Below are 20,240 nucleotides of genomic sequence, written 5' to 3'. Positions count from 1 at the left end.
ATAGGATTGAAGAGGAGAATAGGATAGATATTTTATCAAGTTAAGTATATATGGGTATTTTAGTACGGTCCCCACTCAATATTCACCCCAACAATAAGAAAAACAAGTCCAATGATAAACCAAATGAATGCAAGTGGAGCCATGAATCGAATCCATTTGCCGTAAGAAATGCCGCTTGCTGCGAGAACGCCCATTAAAACACCGGAAGTTGGATTTAAGCAGTTGACTACACCTTCTCCAAGCATAACAGCCTGTACTGTAACTTGGCGTGTAATGTGCATGAAATCAGCTAATGGAGCTAATATCGGAATAAAAATAACCGATTCTCCTGTCCCGGATGAAATAAGGAAATGTAATGCGGCACTACTCACATACATGCCGATAACACCAAATACAGGGCTTTGTCCTTCGAGAGCTTGTGCGAGTTGGTTAACAATTGTATCAAGCAATTTTCCTTGTTCTAAAATGACTGAAATACAACGAGCCATTCCAACGATTAAAGCACCGTATATGAGATTTTGGCAACCTGCTAGAAAAGTAGAAGCGATATCGTTTGCTTTCATACCACCTATTATTCCCGCTGTAATTGCTATGAAAATAAAAGTAGCAGTCATTTCTGCGTCCGTCCAATGTAGACGAAAAGCGCCTATTAAAAATGCAATTAATGATAAAGCTGAAACGATTAAAATTAATTTATGACGTATCGTCCAAGGAACTTCTTTTTTCTCTGTTTCTTTTTCGCTTGAAAGAGCGTTACTTGGAAACCAGTTATCGCCAAGAATGCTTCCTTTATTCGATTTTTTCAAGCGCTTTACATACCAATTTATATAAAGGATAGTGGCAAGTAAAAAAGATATATAGATTGCGGTGCGTAAACCAATTCCGGAAAACATCGGAAGTTCTGCAATCTTTTGTGAAATACCTAAAGGTGAGGGAGATAAAATAGTAGCATTAAAGCCAGCATAAGTACCTAAATAAATAATTGCTACACCGACGATAGCGTCCCATTTTAATGTGCGTGCAACGATGATGCCGATGGGGATAAAACCGATAACTGAATTAACGATAATGCCAGTCGTTCCAAGAATAGAAAAAAGTGCGGCAACTATACAAATGAAAAGTAATTGCTGATTACGAAATTTGTTAATAACATGATAGATTAAACCGTCAAGGGCACCTGTTTTTTCAAGAATTGCAATAGCCCCGCCCGTAAATAAAATTAGAAAGATAATAGGAGCAGCAAGTGTCATTCCTTTTTCAATAGCGGTAAAAAAAGAAACAAATCCTACGGGTGATTGCGGAACAGAATGGTAGCTACCTGGTATTGTTGTTGTAACGGTCCCGTTTGTAACCCTTTTAAATTCTCCAGCAGGAACGAAATACGTAGCAATGGCGCAAAGTAAGGCAATAAAAAATAGTAGTACGTAAGCATCAGGCATTTTAAACTTTTGTTTACTAGATTGTTTTTTTGTCTCAGTTTGTATTTGCATAAAATCCCTCCTTCTTCACTTGGTTAATTTTTAATATTCTGAATTTAATCCGTGGAATAGATTATAATAAAGGTAGCTTCTTAAGGCAATAGTTTTTGTATCCTTTCCCGTACATACAAATTATTGCAATATTAGACAGGGAAACGAAAATAAGCCCAGAATATGTTATGTAGAAAGAAAAAGGAAAAGAGGGAACAAGATGTGGAAAACTACAGATCTATGTGATGAATTTGAAAAGGAATTACAAATATGTCGCCAGTCTTTTCAATCTTTTGGGAAGAAAGAACAATTCCACGGAAAAATTGCAACTGTAAAAGTGAAAGATGATAATGTACTAGTGAAGGAAGGATTGCAAACATTACCAGAAGAAACAGTATTAGTTGTTGATGGCGGAGCGTCTACTAACTGTGCGTTACTCGGTGATAATTTGGCAGCTATTGCGGAAGAAAGAAAGCTAGCAGGAATTATTGTGAATGGGTATGTTCGTGATTCTAGTGAACTAAAGAATATTAATATTGGTATTTTAGCGTTAGGAACGATGCCAAATAGAAGTGTGAAAGAAGGAAAAGGAGAACGGAATATTTCATTGCACTTTGGACAAGTGGATTGGAATCCAAATGAATATGTCTATGCGGATGAAGATGGCGTCATTATTAGTGAAAGGAGTTTACATAGTTAAGAGTTAATAAGTTATTATTCTTAGAAAATAAATCCGATAAAGCATGGACAAAATTCTTTGTCAATAGTAAAATAATACAGAAATTTAAAATTTACAGAATGTATAGGTTTATCGTTTTACGATAACTTAAATGGAAGTAAGTTGTGCCGAGAAAAGTGAATGTTATCACAATGATACGTTCATAAACAAAATTATTTTTCCTATACAAATATAGCCGCGAATAATGCGGGTAGGAGGTGTTGTACATTTTTGTTCGACACTTACAAAAAGAGAGTGTCAATCGCACGCCCTTGAAGGGCCTTTTTTTGTGTAAATGGTAGTAAGGGAGGAAATTTTGGGATGGCAATGTTGAAAAAGTGGCTGCTTACGTCGTTAATGGCAGTGACACTTGTATTTGTTTCTTTTGCGAATACAGTACATATTACGTTTGCTGAAGAAAATACAGCAAAACTTGCAATTATTGGGGAATCACAAAAAGGCATTATGTTATGTCCGAAAGAAGAGCAAATTAAAGATGGGGAAACAGCTTTAAGTTTGCTGCAAAAGGTCATGGGGGACAAGGTAGAATCTGAAACGATGTCGTTTGGAACATATGTAAAAGGCATCGATGGCTTAATGGCCGGGGCTACAAGTGGTTGGACATACGATGTAAATGATACATCTGCACAAGTTGGGGCAGATAGTTATAAATTAGAGTCTGGTGATGTTGTTGTATTCCGTTTTGTTTCAGACTGGAGCAATATGAGCCAGGAAACATTGAAAGAAACGTTAGATAAGTTCGGGACTTGTAAAACAGAAGAACCTAACGGTGGCAAAACAGAAGAACCAAAATCAGAAGGTCAAGATGATAAAACGCCAGATGGGAAAAACCAAGGCGACCAAGACGGTAAAACGCCAGATGGGAAAAATCAAGGTGACCAAGACGGTGAAAAACCAGATGGAAAAAACCAAGGTGACCAAGACGGTAAAACGCCAGATGAGAAAAACCAAGGTGATCAAGACGGTAAAACGCCAGATGGGAAAAAAACAGAACAACCACAGCAAGAGAACATTCAAGATCCAAGTGCACAATTAAACGAAGCCATTTCTAAAACATCAGATAAGATGTTACAAGATGGAATTGAAAGTGATTGGGTAGCTGTAGCGCTTTCTCGTTCTGGAAAGAATGTGCCAATTGAGGCAAAATTAAATTATGTTAAGTCAGTAACTGAAAAAGTAGAAAAGCGCATTAATCGTTTTTCAGCGACAGATTTAGCTAGAACAATTATTATGATGAATGCAATGAGTGCAGACCCTAAAAATGTAGGTGGACATAATTTAGTTCAAAAATTGTATGAGTCAGATAAAGTGAATTCTGTTACAGGTTATGCATTTGCTTTACTTGCATTTGATACGAAGAAGTATGAGATTCCAGTTGAATCAAAATGGAACAGAGTTGCTCTAGTGGAAGCACTGTTAAATAATCAGCATACAGACGGTGGATGGACTTATAATAGTTCAGGTAGTAAAGATAGTGCTAGTAGCGTTGATGTAACAGGTATGGTTTTATCAGCATTAGCTCCTTATCAAGAGCGATCAGATGTGAAACCAGCTATACAAAAAGCTGTTGCGTATTTATATAACGAACAGCTGCAAAATGGCGGTTTTTCAGCTGATGGACAAGAAAATTCAAATAGTACTGCGCAAGCAATTATTGGATTATCGCTTGTTAAAGATGTAGATCAAAACCGTCTTCATAAGGCAATGCAAAACCTATTATCATATCAACTTTCAAATGGTGAATTTAAATGGTTACCAAGTGATCAAAATGGTAACGGAATGGCTACAGAACAGGCTCTTTTAGCATTACTTCAATTTAAGGAAATGGGAAAATCTATTTATGATTGGTCTAATGTAGACGTTGGTGATGTAATTAAGCCAAAACCGATTGAAGAGCCAGAAAAGGTCGTTGAACCAGAAAATAATGTAGTAGAAAAAGAAGTTACTGAAGAACCGAAAGAACAAAAACAAGTACAACAAGAAACAAAAGATGAAAATCTAAAAGTAGTTGTAGATAACGAACCGGTTAAGAATAAAAAAATCGGAAACGGTAACAGTCTACCAAAAACAGGAGCATCTTCTCATAGTGCAGCAACAGAAGTAGGTATGGGTGTATTATGTATTGCTTCTGCATATGTATTATGGAGACGTAAAGCAGCTTAACAAAAAATTAGGAGCAATTATTTGCTCCTAATTTTCGTATGAAAGGTGAGAGATATGATAAGTAAGGTGAAATGGTTCATTTCTTTACTGCTTTCGCTCGGGCTACTTGCCGGATGTGAAGAGGCAGCTGTAAAGCCTGAGAAGAAGGTAGAACCGAAGCAAGAAGAGGTAGCGAAACAAGAAGAACAACAAGATGAAGCGAATCCGGAAGAAAAAACAGAAGAAAAGCAAGCTGAATCAGAGCAAAAGCAGCAAGAAGAGCAGAAAGAGAAACAAGAACAAAAAGTAGAAGAGAAGCCGAAAGAGGAAAAGCCGCAGGTACAACCAGAGGTAAAGAAAGAAGAGAAACAACAGGAACAACCGAAAGAGCAACCTGCTGTAAATAAGCAACCAGAGCAGCAACAAGCACAAGAAGAGAAACAACAACCGAAAGCATCAGGAGTAAAAGAAGAAGCAAAGGTTGTGAATCAGCCGAAAGAAACACCGAAGCAGGAGCAAAAAGAAGATCTGAATAAAGCGGAGAAAACGATACCGACTCCGGCAGTACCAAAACCTGAACCACCAAAACCAGATTCAGTACCAGTACCGAAACCGCAAGCAAAACAAGTAACAATCTCGGTAAAAGGAAATAACGGATATATAATGGGTGCGAAAAAGATGGATGTACAAGAAGGTGATACAGTGTATAAAGTATTGCAACGTACAGGATTAGATGTTGATGCAAGCGGATCTAGAGATAGTATTTATGTAAAAGGTATTAATGATTTATATGAAAAAGATATTGCGGATACTAGTGGATGGAAATATCGTGTGAACGGTGCTTTTCCAAACCATAGTGCTGGTGTAGCTACGGTAAAACCAGGAGATACAATTGAGTGGGTATACGTATTACAATAAGAAAGGCATTCGGTAAAGGGCTATGAAAATAAGTTTTTCTTCTTTACATCCTTTTGTGAATTTTTTCTATTATATCGGGGTGATGATACTATGTATGATGTGTCTTCATCCTCTTTTTTTAATTGGAGCAATAGTATTAATTATTATGTTAAATGTGATGCAAGGAAATAGCGAAAAGATAAGAAAGATGCTACCGAGCACAATTGTTTTCTTCTTTGTGGTAATTTTATTTAATTCGTTATTAACGCATAGAGGTCGAACTACGTTATTTTGGTTAGGTGATAGCCGTATTAAGCTTGAGGCGATTATGTTTGGAATAGTAATGGGGTTATTACTAGTTGCAGTTATGTTTACGTTTGCGTCATACAATGATATTATTTCCAGTCATAAATTTTTATATTTGTTTTCAAGAATTTCACCGAAAGTTGCATTGTTAACGATGATTACAGTGAGATTTGTTCCTTTGTTTATAAGGCGATTAAAGAAAATCACACTCATTCAAAAGACGAAAGGTGTGCAGGTAGATTCAGGTTCGATAATTGAACGCGTCAAAAATGGTATGCAATTGCTGCAAGTATTATTAATTTGTTCATTGGAAGATGCACTGCAAACGGCAGATTCTATGCAAGCTCGTGGATTTGGTGTAACGAAACGTACGACATATATTCGCTATAGAATGGAAAAACGAGATTGGTATACGCTCAGTTATTTAAGTATTCTATTTATAATTGCTATCATATGTAGTACGTATGGCGGAGGAAAGTTAATCATTTATCCGAAAGTCGAATCTATTTTATTTCAGCAATACGATGGGATGATGTTTATCGTATTTACGATGTTTATTAGTTTACCAATTATAATGGAAGGAAGGGAATGGTTATGGTGGCGCATGCAGAAATAAACAATTTATCATTTGTATATGCTGATGAAAACGAAAAAGCGTTACAGCATATTTCTCTTTCTGTTCAAAAAGGAGAGTTTATTGCACTTGCCGGCGGATCAGGATCCGGGAAGACGACTTTATTAAAACATTTTAAAAAAGAATTACTTCCAATTGGTAAGCGTACTGGGGATACATATTATGATGGTACTTTATTAGAAAATGTACCTGATTTGTTATCTGCTCAAGAAATTGGTATGGTATTTCAAAATCCAGAAAATCAACTCGTAATGGATACAGTTATTCAAGAATTAGCATTTTCTTTAGAAAATATTGGGTTACCATCACATATTATTCAAAAACGAATAGCAGAGCTTATTAGCTTTTTAGGATTTCAAGATTTATTGCATCAATCTGTTCACACGTTATCTGGTGGGCAAAAGCAACTTGTTAATTTAGCTGCGGTATTAGTTATGCAGCCGAAATTGCTATTATTAGATGAACCGACAGCGCAGTTAGATCCAATTGCTGCAAAAGAGTTTTTAGGATTATTAAAACGGATTAATGAAGAACTTGGAATTACGATTATTTTAAGTGAACATCGTTTAGATGAAGTTATCCCGCTTGCAACACGCGTTGTTTGTATGGATAATGGCTGTATTATGTATGATGGTAGTCCTAAAACTGTTATTACGAATATGTGGGGAGTAGAAACATTCCGTCCATTTATTCCGCAAATTCCAAGGCTATTTTTAGAGTGGAATGTGAGAGATATTCCGTTTACGGTGCGAGAGGCGCAAATGAAAATGAATAATTTTTCAGCGATATCATATGGAAATGAGCCAATAGCACAAAGTGAAAAGCAAGAGGTAATTTTAAGCGCAGAGCATATTTCGTTCCAATATGAAAAAAATAGTCCGCTTATTTTACGTGATTTATCAGTTTCGATTGAAAAAGGAAAATGGGTAGCGCTCGTTGGGAAGAACGGTACAGGTAAGTCTACACTGTTAACGATTTTAGCGGGATTGCAAAAAGCGAGAAGAGGGAAAGTAAAGTGGAATGGGAAAGTGATACATAAAATTGATTCGAAAGAACGATTTAAAAGTATTGGGTATGTATCGCAGCATCCATATTATCATTTTACATTTGATACAGTGTGGGAAGAAGTGTATGAACGTGCACGTGAATTATACGGAGAACAAGGAAAAGAAATAGCAGAAGATACGCTAAAACAGTTTTGGTTATATTCGCTTAAAGAACGCCATCCGCACGATTGTAGCGGAGGAGAGCAACAACTTCTTGCATTATGTACGACGTTATTATCAAAGCCGACTTTATTATTACTTGATGAACCGACAAAGGGGTTGGATCCATGGAAGAAAGAAAGAGTAGGAGAACTATTTAGGAAGCTACAAAAAGAAGGTACAACAATTGTAATGGCAACGCATGATATTGAGTTTGCAGCGAAATACGTGGATCAATGTATGATGTTATTTGATGGAACAGTCATTATGAATGATGCACCGAAAGAATTTTTTAGCGGCAACTTCTTTTATACAACATCTATTAATCGATTCATTCGAAAAGAATTGCCATATGCATTAACGTGGGAGGATGTGTACGAAGCGTGTCCAAACGATATGTTGCATTCATAATATGTATCTTTGCAGTAATAATCGGCACATTACTTCTTACGACACTTGTCATGGACGGTTATTACATGTTAAGTAGTTTGTTTATATTAGCAGTTATTATGTTACCTTTCTATATCCGTTTTGAAAGAAAGGCGTTTGTTTCACGTGAAATTGTTCTCGTTGCTGTATTAGCGGCAATTGCAGCAGTAAGCCGGGTGCCATTTTCTATTTTACCAAGTGTACAACCAACTTCTTTTGTCATTATCGTTTCTGCAATTGTATTTGGAAGTGAAACTGGTTTTATGATTGGTGCTACAGCAGCAATCGTATCCAATATTTTTTTAGGACAAGGTCCATGGACACCGTGGCAAATGTTTTCATGGGGCATGATTGGTTTTATAGCAGGTCTACTTCGTAATACATTTTTTATGAAAAAGCTATGGGGAAGACTTCTTTACGGAGTAATTGTTGGCTTTTTATTTGGCTGGATTATGAATTTCTGGGGCCTTCTCGGTTTTATACGAGAAGCAACGTGGGAAACTGTCATTTCGTATTATATCGCAAGTTTTTACTTTGATTTGAGCCATGCGATTTCGAATGTTATTTTCTTATTACTATTTAGTACTTCATGGATTACGATTCTTACAAGATTTAAAAAGAAATACGGTATATTAGATGAGCATAACGTGACATAGAAAAGCATACTCATATAAGGTAGGGTCGCGACTTACATATTCGTTTGCCTCTTTCATGCTTCTTACATATTGTAAGGAGCATTTTTTTGTCAAAAAATTGATTTAATATGCATCCGTTATTATATAAAATTATTTGTATAATGGTAGGTGAGAACTTTTTTCAAAAGTGAGGTGTATAGTTAATGAAGTTAGTTATTCCGAAGCAACATGGTGCATGGGCCATGCTTGTTATTCCTTTTTTATTAAGTGTCATACTTGGGAAACCTACTATTTATCATATTCCATTGTTTTTAGCGTGGTTTTTTATCTATTTAGCCACGTATCCATTTCTTACGTACATAAAGCAAAGACGAAAAAAAGAGTTTTTACAAGCTGCCATTGTTTATTTCAGCATTGCGTTCCTATTTGGGATGATTTCTTTATTATATGAGTGGCGAATTCTTTTATTCTTAATAGTAATGATTCCATTATTTATAGTGAATATGTATTACGCCCGTCAAAAAAATGAAAGAGCACTATTAAATGATATTTGTGCAATCATTGTGTTTTGTATCGGTGGGTTAATTAGTTATTACTTTTCAATGAAGCAAATCGATCATACAGCTTTATTCATTGCACTTATTTCATTTTTATACTTTTTAGGTAGTACGTTCTATGTGAAAACGATGATTCGTGAAAAAAATAACCCGAAGTATCGTCTTATATCTTGGGGATATCATATCTTATTAACGATAATTGTATTTGCGATTAATCCGTGGTGTTCTCTTATTTTTATACCAAGTGTCATTCGAGCAATTGTGTTGTATGGCAAAAAAATTTCTATTATAAAAGTAGGAATTTTAGAAATTGCTAATTCTGTATATTTTTTAATCATAACGGCAATAATTATGAAGTATGCCATTTGAAAAAACTTCCCATCAATAGATGGGAAGTTTTTAATCTTTTTCTAAAATGTGAACGGTGTACTCGCAACGTTGAATAGCTTGTTCAACAGCATAAAGTGATTGTTCAATACGAGCGCGATTAAAATCTTTTTCAACTGTTTCGAGCGCTTCTTCTAAACAATTTTTAGCTTCTTGTAATGATTGAAAAGAATCTTGTACATATCCGCGAGCATTTTGATGCATTTCATAATCCTCCTTGCATGTTCGTATATGGGTAGTATGAACAGTAAGGAAGAAAATATAATTTGTTATATTTATTATATTTGTTTGACAATTAAAGTGGAATTACGTATAGTAAGAATTAAGTGAATATTTTCTTATCCAGAGAGGTGGAGGGACTGGCCCGATGAAACCCAGCAACCGCGATGCAGGTGCTAATTCCAGCAGAACATATTTGTTCTGGGAGATAAGACGAAGATATATACGTAACTTCTTCTTATCGGAGAGGTTTTTTTATTGCAAAAAAACCGATTACGAAAATTTATATTAAGAAGAAAGGGGTTGCGCATTACTGTGACACTCGAAAAATACGTAAAACTGCGTAGTACAGTTTATGAATATATGATAGAGCAAGATAAGCCGATATCATTGTTAGATATTCAAGAACATATCGTTTCGCATCATGAAGGAAAATTCACGAAAAAGATGTTGCATCAATTTTATTTATCAAGATTATTAGACGAACTAAAACTGGATGGGAAAATTACATTAGCTGATGAATATCTCTATGCTGAAAAAGGGGTATTGTATAAGGCGAGAAAAGGGAGCTAAGCTCTCTTTTTTTCTTAAAATAACGGAGTATGTAGAGTAAAAGACTGCTAAAGCAGCCTGATACAGGGAATGGTGTTGAGTGTGTAGTGTCAAAAATTGAATGTGCCTGAAAGAGGCAATTCATATCGGCTGCAAATGAAAAGAGACACCTTCGCCGAATAGGTGTCAGTCATTTTGTCATATAGACTTGCTATTTGACAGTTATTAGAATAACATGCAGGGGCTCTAGAAGTCAAAAGGGAATTAAAGGAAGAGGTGTTGTTATGTATGCTTATTTAATAAAAGAACTATATAGGCATATTCCGAAATATATTATTGATAGAGGATATGAATATTATGAAGATGGACATGTAGAAGATGTTGAAGTACATGATAATAAAGTATTTGCTTTTGTGAATGGTAATGCAGGAAATTATGAAGTCGTTATCGACCTCAAAGATTTTTCAGAAAGTAACTGTGAGTGTCCCTATGAAAATTATTGTAAACATATGGCGGCAGTTGTTTATGATATGCAAGGCACTGGTGAGAGTGCAGTTAAAGAGAAACTGAAAGATTTAGAAAAGGAAGAGTTACTTACTGTATTAAACCGTTTATTACAAAGTTCGAAAAACGTGCAAATTGTAGAGAAGTTGTTAAAGAAGGGGAAACTTTAACTTATAGAGGGAGTTGTTATGTAGTGAATGTACTAATTGTATACGCTCATCCTAATCCTTCAAGTTTTAACGCGGCGATTTTAAATCATGTGCAAAAAGGACTACAGGAAACAAATCATTCAGTTACCGTACTTGATTTATACAAAGAACAATTTGATCCAGTCCTCGTATTTCATGAAGAGAAGAAAAGACGTGATTTAGTAAATGAAGAAGAAACAGCTCGGTACAGAACGTTAGTAGAAGAAGCAGATACACTTTTATTCATCTATCCAATATGGTGGTGGGGGATGCCAGCAATTTTAAAAGGATTTATCGATCGTATTTTCGTAGCTGGATTTGCTTATAAATATGAAGGGGTTCTGCCGAAAGGATTATTGCAAGGGAAAAAAGCGTGGGTTATTAATACGTTAGACTCGCCTCTATGGTACGTCGCATTGTTATATCGATCAGCAGATTGGATTATGATGAAGAGAGGTGTTTTACGTTTTTGTGGCATTCGCGATATAAAACGGTCAGTGTTTCAATCTGTGAAAACGAGTAAAGTATCAAAGCGTGAAAAATGGTTATTACAAATAGAAGAAAAGGCTCGTACATTATGAATGAAGTCGACCGTATTATAAACTGTGTTCAGTATGATGGCGAACTTTTTCGGAAGTATGTTACGCGTTTACTTCAATTGAAAAAATGCAGCGATACATTTCAACAAATTCAAATTGAGTTAAGAAATGACTACTTGATAAGAGGAATTTGTGAAAGAGAAGTTGATGAGGTAGTACGGGGAAGTAAAGAATATGAAATGCATTTTCTTCCTAAAGTATTACAGTGGAATTTTTTGAGGGAAAATCCATATCTAATTGAAAAAGTGTGTGAAGATTTTTTTGCGTTTGAGGCATTACATCTTAAGGACGTAGAGTGGAATACAGTTATAAATTGCATGGGAAATAAATGATTTATTATGTAAAAAAACTAGTATAAAACTAGCTTTTCGTTTAAATAAATAAGAAGTATAGACTAAATGATAAAACCCGCATATAGTAAGTTCACAACACAAAATCCCATAATGTCACGAGCACCTAAACCAGCTATCGCTAATGCTGGTAATGCCCAGAAAGGTTGAAAGGAACGGTATTTGAATATTGATCTAGTTGATTAATATGCAGCAAGTGCAAAAGGATTTTATTTTCTTTTGTGGAATGTTATTTATATTTACCTTATTAAAATTTAGAAAGGAGAATATTTATGAAACATTCCTTAATGGAGACAAATTCAGAACCAGAAAAGAAAGAATCGTTGCTTACACGATGTGCAAATATATTTTCGAGATGGTCTCAGAAATATGTCCCGGATGCCTTTGTTATTGCAGTGCTGCTCACTTTATTTACTTTCATTATAGCTTTGTTGATGAATCCCTCAAATCCGTACAAAATCGTAAAATCTTGGGGGGATGGGTTTTGGACTTATTTAACGTTTACAATGCAAATGGTATTGCTAATGGTTACAGGGATGACGTTAGCTTCTGTCCCGTTTATTAATAGAGCCTTGCAGTCTGTTGCAAAGTTAGCCGATACACCTCAAAAGGCCTATACGATGACATTTTTGATCAGTGCAATTGCATACTATATCAATTGGGGTCTAGCCGTAGTTGTGGGAGCTATCATTGCAAAGGAAGTAGCAAAAAAGAATGCGAATGCACATTTTCCATTACTTGTAGCAGCTGCTTATGCTCCGACAGCCTTATATAGCGCAGGTCTCTCCAGTTCTATTGGCCTGACAATTGCCACAAAGGATCATTTTCTTGTAGATATGATTGGAATTATTCCTACCTCACAAACAATCTTTAGTTACTCTACTTTAATTATTTTTTTCACTCTATTCATCACGATGCCAATTATTATTGTACTTATGGCTCCTAAAAGTGGGATTATCAGCTATAAAGCAATCGAAACTGATACAAATTCTTTTGTAAAACCTCCTCAAAAAAGTTTAACTCCTGCGGAAAAACTGGAATGGACACCAGTTTTAGGAATAATATTAGGCGCAATCGGCACGTTGTATTGTGTTTATGAATTCATGAACGGTCATAGTTTAGATTTAAATATCATTAATTTGTTTTTCTTGTCACTTGGTTTGCTCCTACATGGTTCTCTTGGTAACTTTGCACAAGGATTCAAAGAATCTGCGCAATCCATTTCTCCAATTATCTTACAGTTTCCATTTTATGCAGGGATTATTGCTGTTTTAGGTAGTTCAGGTTTGGGAAGCTCAATCATTGAATGGATGGCATCCATTGCGTCAAAGGATACATTTGATATATTTACATATTGGTCAGCCGGGTTGGTAAACTTATTGGCGCCATCTGGCGGGGGGCAATGGGCTTTACAAGGACCACTGCAGGTCCCGGCAGGATTGAAGTTAGGTGTAGATCCGGCTACTATCGCTATGGCGGTAGGTTGGGGGGACGCATGGACAAATTTGATTCAGCCGTTCTGGGCATTACCTCTTTTAGGTGTGCTGGGATTGAAAATTAAAGACATTATGGGTTATTGTTTCATTCTTTGCATTTGGGTTGGCATAGTTACAAGTTTATTGATGTTATTTGTATATTAGCTTTAATAGGAATGCCAATACTATCAAGTAATACTATTAAAATGAAAAAACCTATTCTTTCTATAAATATATAGGAAAGGATAGCGTTTTTTTATGTCTATTCTTGTATCTGATGAATTACAATTATTTGCTTAAGAATTTTAAAGATTGTTATCTCCAAATATCTTACGAGAGATTACTAGGGATGTTGGTTTTGTGCAACAAACAGATAGGTACCAAGCAAGTATTTAGTTACTTTATATGCTTGGATGAGTCAAAATACCACTAAAACTTCTTTCACATGTATGGAATGTACGGTTTTTTATCCACAAGCTGTTCTTTATCAAGCTCAGCATGATGATCACCATTAACATTATGGTTGAAAGTATACAATATGGTATGGCAGAACCGAGAGTGTTGGAAGTACTACGAGAACTGTTGGACATTATTAATAAGCGACAATAAAAATTTTTTCCTGAACGCAAGAGGAGTTTTTTATTGGGAATAGTAAGGATGAGGGGAGGTGCATTACATATGGGAAAAGGTAGAAGTAATAATGCAGGTAAAAAGCAACCAAATTTCGATGATTCATCTAATTTCGCTAAACAAAGCCAACCGACAGAAAAGAAGAAGAAATAAAAAAAAGGATCTCTCTATATCAAGAGAGATCCTTTTTTACTATATTGACGTTTTAGCACAACAGATCGAGTGTTCAATTGAATAGTCATAACTGTGCAAGGTTTAAACTCCTGCTTCCACTACTGTGGAAGCTTTTCTAAATGATGTGCAATATCAATATACATATTTGAATAAACCGAATGTATTTCATTACTTGGCGTTGCGTTAGAAGAGAAATGAACGATTACCATATTGGCTTTCGGATCGATGTAAAGTGTTTGTCCGTAACTACCTAACACTTCGAAAGCACCTTGTTCATTGTGGGGAATCCACCATTGATTATGATAAGAAATAGAAGCGCCACTACTAATTTCAAGTTCACCTTCTTGTACATTTTTTACACTTTCTGTAATAGAAGAAGGGAGAATTTGTTTTCCGTTATATTCCCCGTTGTTTAATAGTAATTGCCCAAATCTCGCCATATCTCTAGCAGTTGCATTTAATCCAGCACTAGCTTGTTCTACTTTTGTTTCATCTGTAACGTAATACGCGTTTTCTTCCATACCAATTTGAGACCAAATTCGTTCACTTACATTTTCAGCTAGTGATTTACCAGTAATAGTTCTAATAATCCAAGCGAGCGTTTCTGTTGATCCGTTATTGTAAGAAAAGGAAGAACCAGGCGGTGCAGTTTCTTCGGCTTCCCGTAACATATCATAAATTTTCATGGGACCGTCGTAATTTTTGCCGCGGGGTAAAATATTGCTAGCTAAATATAATTGTGCATCTTGATTTTCTAGCCCAGGTTGCTCATATCCATGAGTAGGATATTCAGCTGAAACTTGCATGTCCATTAATTGCTGAAGTGTGGCATTACCGAACGGTGTGTTTTTTAATTCTTTTATGTAAGTGTCAGCTGTTTTTTCTAAGTCAATACGTTTTTCTTCAGCGAGAGATTGTATAATTGCCCCGGTAAAGACTTTTGCTAATGATGCCATACCATGAGGTTCATTCTGTTTATACCCATTGAAATATCGTTCGTAAACAAGTTGTCCATTATGTACAACGACAAAAGCATCTGTTTTGTTATCGTCTAAAAGTTTTTTTAGAGGAGTTGTATTTCCGAATCTACGCTCCACAGCAAAATCGTCTAAGTTTTGCAATGCGGAAGGGAAGTGAGCAATTTGGTCAGGATTGTTTTTTACGTTATTAACTAAAGTGAATTCTTTCATATGGGTATATGACCAACGTAAGTAAGGGTCATTTAACCAGTTTTCTTTTGTCACATTATGTTTTGATGGGGTCGTTTTATTTTGTTTGAAGTAAGTAAACCCAAGCCCTGTAATTACAAATATGAATGTTAGTATAAGTAAGAGTAGGGGAGATCTTTTTAGTTTCATATATGGCCCTCCTTTTTATTTCTACTATAAGTATACGCTCGTCTTGAAAGAAATACAAAATAAGGAAAGTAAACGGGGAAGTTTACTTTCCTTATTAACGTTAAGCGGAAATTTTTCCGTCTGTAGGTTGTTTCTTGAATTTTTGTTTTCGTCCGTGTAATCCATAATATAAAAGTAAAGTGAACGCAACGATAATAGCTGCGATAAAATACATATTATGATAACTGGATTTCGCTGCGACAATACCTAAAATGAAAGAACCAAAACCAATACCACTATCAAAGAATGAGAAATACGTAGCTGTCGCAGAACCACGTCTATGGTTTGGAGCGGCAGAAATCGCAATCGTTTGGAAACTCGGAATTAATGTCCCGTAACCTAAACCGATTAGCATACCTGCGCCAAGGAACCAAAATGAAGTTTGTGCTTGGCTTAATATGAACATTCCGATTGTGAAAATAATGATAGCAGGGTAAACGAGTACATTTTCACCGAAGCGATCAAAAATCTTTCCTGTAAATGGACGAGAAATGACAACAACAAGTGCGTATAAAATAAAGAAGTAACTTGCAATTTCACTTAAACCGAGTTCTTTCGCATAAATAGGAATAAAGGATAAAATACCACTATAAGAAAAGGCTAAAACAAATCCTGTAAGTGCAATTGGAATAGAAGATGGTTCGATTAAGTCTTTCCATTTCATTTTTTCACGTTTTTGTTTGCTAACAGGTGCTTCGTGAGGAATATCGACAAGTAGTCCTAATAAAAATGCAAGTAATGAAAATACGGAACAAACGATAAATAACACAGTAAACGAAAAATGAGAAATAATTGTTAAACCTAAAAAAGGACCAATTACCATCGGTAGACTCATAAATACGCCGAAATATGCAAGTGCTTCGCCTCGTCGATGAGCTGGCGCAACATCAGTTACGATCGTACCAGTAGCTGTCGTTGCCATCCCGAACCCAATACCGTGTAAGAAGCGAAGGGCAAGTAATAAGAATAAACTTTGCGCACCGAAATACATAACAGTAGCGGCTAAAAATAATGAAAGTGAAATAAATAATATTTTCTTTCTTCCTAAATCATCGAGCCATTTTCCTGTGAATGGTCTACATAAAACAGAAGAAATAAGAAACACAGTTGCAACTAAACCAATTTCCTCAGGTTTTCCTTTTAGGCCGTCTATTACATAGACAGGCAGAGTAGTCATAAGCATGTAAAACGTTAAGAAGAGAAATAGACTACTAAAACAAGTTCCGAGGAAATCCTTCGTCCAAAGTTTCTCACTTTGCATCGTCATCCCTCCAATTTAATCTAAATTTTTAATAATTTGTTGTAACACTTGAAATGCTTGATGTAAATCATCTTCGTTAATACCTTCTAGCGTTTTTTCTTCGAAAGTATCAACTTCTTCTTGCCATATTGGAATCATCTTTATCGCTGTTTCGGATAAAGAAATGAGCTTCTCACGGCGATCTTTACCTTCTGTACGAATAATCCATCCCATCGTTTCCATACGTGTTAACGTACGAGTCATCGTTGGTGATTCAACATTTAAATACTGGCACAATTCTGTTTGCGTACAAGAACCAGTTTGATTAATGCGGAAAATAACAGCCCATTGCGCACTAAATAACCCTGTTGGAGATACACGTTCATTAAATTTCTTCGTAAACTTTCGAGAAGTCTGGCTGACGATGTGAAAAAAATGTTGTTTTTCGTCCATGTATTTTGATCCTTTCAAATTAGTTACCTAGCTAACTATATACTTTTTTATAATAATTGTCTAGTAATAGACATGTTGATTTATGTAAAAAATTCTTATAGGTTTTATGTTGCGAACGTACATTCTACGTGCTATTCTTTAATTAAGTAAAGAATTTTCTTTCTATTAAATAGAATGGGGGAACTTGTGATGATTAAGCCTGCAACAATGGAGTTTGTTTCACTATCGAACGGAGAAACGATTGCATATCAGGAAGTTGGAAGGCGAAATACAGATATTCTTTTACTCATTCACGGGAACATGACATCGTCACAACATTGGGATTTAGTTATTGAAAAGTTGCAAGATCAATACCATATTTACGCTCTTGATTTAAGAGGGTTTGGACAATCAACGTATAATCAGTCCATAGATTCATTACAAGACTTTGTAGAAGATATAAAATTATTTATCGACGAGTTAAAGCTAGAGAAATTCTCATTAATGGGCTGGTCAATGGGCGGTGGCGTTGCGATGCAATTTACAGCGAACCACCCAACTTTTGTAGAAAAGTTAATTTTAGTAGAATCAGTAGGAATGAAAGGATACCCAATCTTTAAAAAAGATACGAATGGGCAGCCGATTGTATCAAGTTTAGTAAAGACGAAAGAAGAAATTGCGCAAGATCCAGTACAAATCGCTCCAGTATTAGACGCGATAAAAAATATGAACAAACTATATTACCGTACAGTATGGAATCTATTAATATATACACATAATCAACCTGAACCGGACCGTTATGAAAAGTATTTAGATGATATGTTAACGCAACGTAATTTCGTAGATGTGAATTATGCGCTCATTACATTTAATATTTCAGATGAACATAACGGGGTTGTAGGGGGAAGTAAGCAAATTCATCGTATTAAAGCGCCAACACTCGTCATACAAGGTGATAGAGATTATGTCGTACCGCAAGTAGTCGGTGAGGAATTAGCGAAACATTTGCCAAATGCAGAGTTGAAGGTATTAGAAGATTGCGGACACTCGCCGTTTATTGATTGTTTAGATGTATTTATAAAACATGTAGAGGATTGGTTAGAACAGAAATAATCCCCGAAATGAGAAGTGTTGCATATACTATAACATTTGTATGTATAAGGGGAGATTATCAATGCATAAACCATCCTTAATCGCTTATTCGCCATATAATCATCATATCTATACAAAAATAATGATAGATCCGATGTATATGCAAGTTTCACCAGCTGTAGTTCCTTTACAGATGCAGCAGCCACTAACAGCTCATATGCAACATTACTTATATGGACCTTCATTTTATGAAAATCCATATTTTAAACACTTTCATTACAATGTGAAAGCGCAAGTTTGGGAAGGATAGGAAGCTAAAAGGTTCATTCTTTTAGCTTCTTTTTTATTATGAATATTCGTACACGCATTTGCAGAAACAGTTTATAATGAAAAGTGGAAGCGTGAGAAGGAGAGGGAAAGGGATGTCAATGCGTTTTACTTTTTGGATTATGGTTGGGATTGTAGCAATCTCGGGTTTGTCACAAGGAATGCTCTTACCTGCCATTGCAATGATTTTTGAACAAGAAGGGGTTAGTTCAAGTATTAATGGTATTCATGCGACGGCATTGTACATTGGGATATTAGTCATTTCGCCGTTTCTTGAAAAACCGATGCAAAGGTTTGGAATGAAGCCGATTATTGTTATAGGTGGGTTTCTCGTTATTATTTCATTATTCTTTTTTACACAAACATTTTCGTTTTGGGTATGGTTTATCCTTAGATTTCTAGTTGGAGTCGGAGATCATATGCTTCATGTCGGAACACAAACATGGATCACGACAACATCAGACCCAAGTAAAATAGGGAGACAAGTATCGATATATGGTGTATTCTTCGGAATTGGTTTTGCCGTTGGTCCGTATTTAGCAAGCACTGTGCAGTACGGTCTTGCAACACCATTTATTATATCTACTATACTTTGTCTAATAGGTTGGCTTTTACTACTTCCAACAAAAAATGCATTCCCAGCGCAAGATGAAAGAGAAGTGAAGAGTGAATCATCATTTTCTCGTTATAAACAAGTTGTTGGATTAGGATGGATTGCATTGCTAGGTCCACTTGCATATGGCGTACTTGAAGCGATGTTAAACAGTAACTTACCAGTATACGCACTTCGTAAAGGGTGGTCTGTTTCAGATGTATCCTTCTTATTACCAGCATTTGCAGTTGGGGGTATTATTACACAAATTCCGCTCGGTATATTAAGTGACAAATACGGAAGGGACCGTATATTAACGTGGACGTTTAGCATAAGTACGGGCATTTTTCTACTTGCCGCCGTATTTGATCAATATTACTGGATCGTCTTTGCCTGCATGCTTTTAGCGGGTATGGTTATTGGATCGTGCTTCTCTTTAGGGCTTGGATTTATGACTGATTTATTACCGAGACACTTACTACCAGCAGGTAATATATTATCCGGAATCGCTTTTAGTTTAGGAAGTATTATGGGACCTGTATTAGGCGGCGTATTTATAGAAAAAATACAGTATACAAGCTTTTTTATTGCGGTTATGATTATAATGGGAATTCTCGCAATGTTATATATGGTCTACATGAAAAATCAATTCGCATCAAGAAAAATAGAAAGTAGGTTAGGGCATGACAAAACAACCTAATAAAAAGAAATTTGAAGTACTTGAAAATGAAACAATTACAGACTGCTTAGCACGTATGGAACAAGAAGGATACGCTCCGTCTCGTCGTATGGAAGAGCCAATCTTTCATGAAGTAAAGAAAGACGGCAAAACAGTAGTTGAGCCGTGCGGTAGGAAGATTGTTTTTGAAGGGAAATTGAAGTAATCCAATAACAAATTCTCTTTATAGTATAGAGCCATCCAATAGTTGGGTGGCTTGTTTTTTTATTAATCAATGAAGGAATTGAATAGAATGAATCTCTCGTTCATTTCTCCTAATTGGCTTCTTTATATGGGGCAAAAGATTGCTACTTTTTTCGTATATTGGTAAAATAAGTTCTTGGGTCTTAC

Annotated in this window: 21 protein-coding genes, 2 pseudogenes and 1 riboswitch; of the genes and pseudogenes, 17 read left to right on the top strand and 6 right to left on the bottom strand. The window is 35.7% G+C overall.

Annotated features, from left to right (window positions below):
• Positions 1-59 precede the first annotated feature (59 nt).
• A complete protein-coding gene (locus MR143_RS23700) occupies positions 60-1,490 on the bottom strand; it encodes a YfcC family protein (protein WP_061884407.1) in 1,431 nt (476 codons plus the stop codon).
• 199 nt (positions 1,491-1,689) lie between these two features.
• Between MR143_RS23700 and rraA the strand changes: the two genes are divergently transcribed.
• The 7 genes from rraA (at position 1,690) to MR143_RS23665 (ending at position 9,382) form a co-directional block, all read left to right on the top strand.
• Positions 1,690-2,169, top strand: a complete 480-nt coding sequence (rraA, locus tag MR143_RS23695; RefSeq protein WP_061884406.1) for a ribonuclease E activity regulator RraA — start codon at positions 1,690-1,692, stop codon at positions 2,167-2,169.
• A gap of 339 nt (positions 2,170-2,508) precedes the next feature.
• Entirely contained in the window at positions 2,509-4,371 is a 1,863-nt protein-coding gene (locus MR143_RS23690; protein WP_001241068.1) for a DUF4430 domain-containing protein, read from the top strand.
• A gap of 57 nt (positions 4,372-4,428) precedes the next feature.
• A complete protein-coding gene (locus tag MR143_RS23685) occupies positions 4,429-5,268 on the top strand; it encodes a DUF4430 domain-containing protein (protein ID WP_033690195.1) in 840 nt (279 codons plus the stop codon).
• A 22-nt stretch (positions 5,269-5,290) separates the two neighbouring features.
• Entirely contained in the window at positions 5,291-6,169 is an 879-nt protein-coding gene (locus MR143_RS23680) for an energy-coupling factor transporter transmembrane component T (RefSeq protein WP_002181330.1), read from the top strand.
• Complete coding sequence (locus MR143_RS23675) at positions 6,142-7,803, top strand: ABC transporter ATP-binding protein (RefSeq protein WP_002181331.1); 1,662 nt, start codon at positions 6,142-6,144, stop codon at positions 7,801-7,803. Before MR143_RS23680 ends, MR143_RS23675 begins: the two co-directional genes overlap by 28 nt.
• Positions 7,776-8,477 (top strand): ECF transporter S component, encoded by a 702-nt coding sequence (locus MR143_RS23670; RefSeq protein ID WP_000044907.1) that lies wholly within the window; start codon positions 7,776-7,778, stop codon positions 8,475-8,477. The genes MR143_RS23675 and MR143_RS23670 overlap by 28 nt, the downstream gene beginning before the upstream one ends.
• A gap of 182 nt (positions 8,478-8,659) precedes the next feature.
• A complete protein-coding gene (locus tag MR143_RS23665; protein WP_000779977.1) occupies positions 8,660-9,382 on the top strand; it encodes a YwiC-like family protein in 723 nt (240 codons plus the stop codon).
• 30 nt (positions 9,383-9,412) lie between these two features.
• Here the strand turns inward: MR143_RS23665 and MR143_RS23660 are convergent, their stop codons facing one another.
• The gene (locus MR143_RS23660; RefSeq protein WP_000554032.1) at positions 9,413-9,604 is read right to left on the bottom strand and encodes a hypothetical protein; all 192 of its coding nucleotides are present in this window, start codon (positions 9,602-9,604) and stop codon (positions 9,413-9,415) included.
• A gap of 131 nt (positions 9,605-9,735) precedes the next feature.
• A riboswitch (SAM riboswitch) is annotated at positions 9,736-9,834 on the top strand.
• Positions 9,835-9,934: 100 nt separating this feature from the next.
• Here MR143_RS23660 and MR143_RS23655 point away from each other — a divergent pair.
• From MR143_RS23655 to MR143_RS23640, 4 genes are all read left to right on the top strand, one after another.
• Positions 9,935-10,192, top strand: coding sequence for a hypothetical protein (locus tag MR143_RS23655; protein ID WP_000171476.1), 258 nt, complete (start codon positions 9,935-9,937; stop codon positions 10,190-10,192).
• A 263-nt stretch (positions 10,193-10,455) separates the two neighbouring features.
• The gene (locus MR143_RS23650) at positions 10,456-10,845 is read left to right on the top strand and encodes an SWIM zinc finger family protein (RefSeq protein WP_000271476.1); all 390 of its coding nucleotides are present in this window, start codon (positions 10,456-10,458) and stop codon (positions 10,843-10,845) included.
• A 23-nt stretch (positions 10,846-10,868) separates the two neighbouring features.
• On the top strand, positions 10,869-11,444 hold the full coding sequence (locus tag MR143_RS23645; protein WP_001101654.1) for an NAD(P)H-dependent oxidoreductase: 576 nt from the start codon (positions 10,869-10,871) through the stop codon (positions 11,442-11,444).
• Positions 11,441-11,794, top strand: a complete 354-nt coding sequence (locus tag MR143_RS23640) for a hypothetical protein (protein WP_001006485.1) — start codon at positions 11,441-11,443, stop codon at positions 11,792-11,794. The genes MR143_RS23645 and MR143_RS23640 overlap by 4 nt, the downstream gene beginning before the upstream one ends.
• Before the next feature lie 40 nt (positions 11,795-11,834).
• Here MR143_RS23640 and MR143_RS23635 read toward each other — a convergent pair.
• Positions 11,835-11,961, bottom strand: a pseudogene (locus MR143_RS23635) (TIGR00366 family protein); the annotation flags it as partial.
• Positions 11,962-12,084: 123 nt separating this feature from the next.
• On the opposite strand from MR143_RS23635, the gene MR143_RS23630 reads away from it, so the two are divergent.
• Together MR143_RS23630 and MR143_RS33520 are read left to right on the top strand one after the other, a co-directional pair.
• Positions 12,085-13,452: a short-chain fatty acid transporter gene (locus tag MR143_RS23630; RefSeq protein ID WP_000682890.1), complete on the top strand. Its 1,368-nt coding sequence runs from the start codon at positions 12,085-12,087 to the stop codon at positions 13,450-13,452.
• 147 nt (positions 13,453-13,599) lie between these two features.
• Positions 13,600-13,748, top strand: a pseudogene (locus tag MR143_RS33520) (IS4 family transposase); the annotation flags it as partial.
• Positions 13,749-14,189: 441 nt separating this feature from the next.
• Here MR143_RS33520 and MR143_RS23625 read toward each other — a convergent pair.
• The 3 genes from MR143_RS23625 to MR143_RS23615 all read right to left on the bottom strand — a co-directional run bounded on the left by MR143_RS23625 (position 14,190) and on the right by MR143_RS23615 (position 17,181).
• A complete protein-coding gene (locus MR143_RS23625) occupies positions 14,190-15,449 on the bottom strand; it encodes a serine hydrolase domain-containing protein (RefSeq protein ID WP_000769542.1) in 1,260 nt (419 codons plus the stop codon).
• A gap of 100 nt (positions 15,450-15,549) precedes the next feature.
• On the bottom strand, positions 15,550-16,749 hold the full coding sequence (locus MR143_RS23620) for an MFS transporter (RefSeq protein ID WP_001190318.1): 1,200 nt from the start codon (positions 16,747-16,749) through the stop codon (positions 15,550-15,552).
• A 15-nt stretch (positions 16,750-16,764) separates the two neighbouring features.
• The gene (locus MR143_RS23615; RefSeq protein WP_000343675.1) at positions 16,765-17,181 is read right to left on the bottom strand and encodes a MarR family winged helix-turn-helix transcriptional regulator; all 417 of its coding nucleotides are present in this window, start codon (positions 17,179-17,181) and stop codon (positions 16,765-16,767) included.
• Between the two features lie 189 nt (positions 17,182-17,370).
• Between MR143_RS23615 and phaZ the strand changes: the two genes are divergently transcribed.
• The 4 genes from phaZ to MR143_RS23595 all read left to right on the top strand — a co-directional run bounded on the left by phaZ (position 17,371) and on the right by MR143_RS23595 (position 20,055).
• Complete coding sequence (gene phaZ / locus MR143_RS23610) at positions 17,371-18,273, top strand: intracellular short-chain-length polyhydroxyalkanoate depolymerase (protein WP_000594872.1); 903 nt, start codon at positions 17,371-17,373, stop codon at positions 18,271-18,273.
• A 61-nt stretch (positions 18,274-18,334) separates the two neighbouring features.
• On the top strand, positions 18,335-18,562 hold the full coding sequence (locus MR143_RS23605; protein ID WP_000549500.1) for a hypothetical protein: 228 nt from the start codon (positions 18,335-18,337) through the stop codon (positions 18,560-18,562).
• A gap of 112 nt (positions 18,563-18,674) precedes the next feature.
• A complete protein-coding gene (locus MR143_RS23600) occupies positions 18,675-19,871 on the top strand; it encodes an MFS transporter (protein WP_000062798.1) in 1,197 nt (398 codons plus the stop codon).
• Positions 19,855-20,055, top strand: a complete 201-nt coding sequence (locus MR143_RS23595) for an NETI motif-containing protein (protein WP_000166303.1) — start codon at positions 19,855-19,857, stop codon at positions 20,053-20,055. The genes MR143_RS23600 and MR143_RS23595 overlap by 17 nt, the downstream gene beginning before the upstream one ends.
• Positions 20,056-20,240: the final 185 nt, after the last annotated feature.

Source organism: Bacillus cereus group sp. BfR-BA-01347 (genome assembly GCF_022663835.1).
Classification (GTDB): Bacteria; Bacillota; Bacilli; order Bacillales; family Bacillaceae_G; genus Bacillus_A; species Bacillus_A thuringiensis_K.
This window is presented reverse-complemented; position numbering and strand designations above follow the sequence as displayed.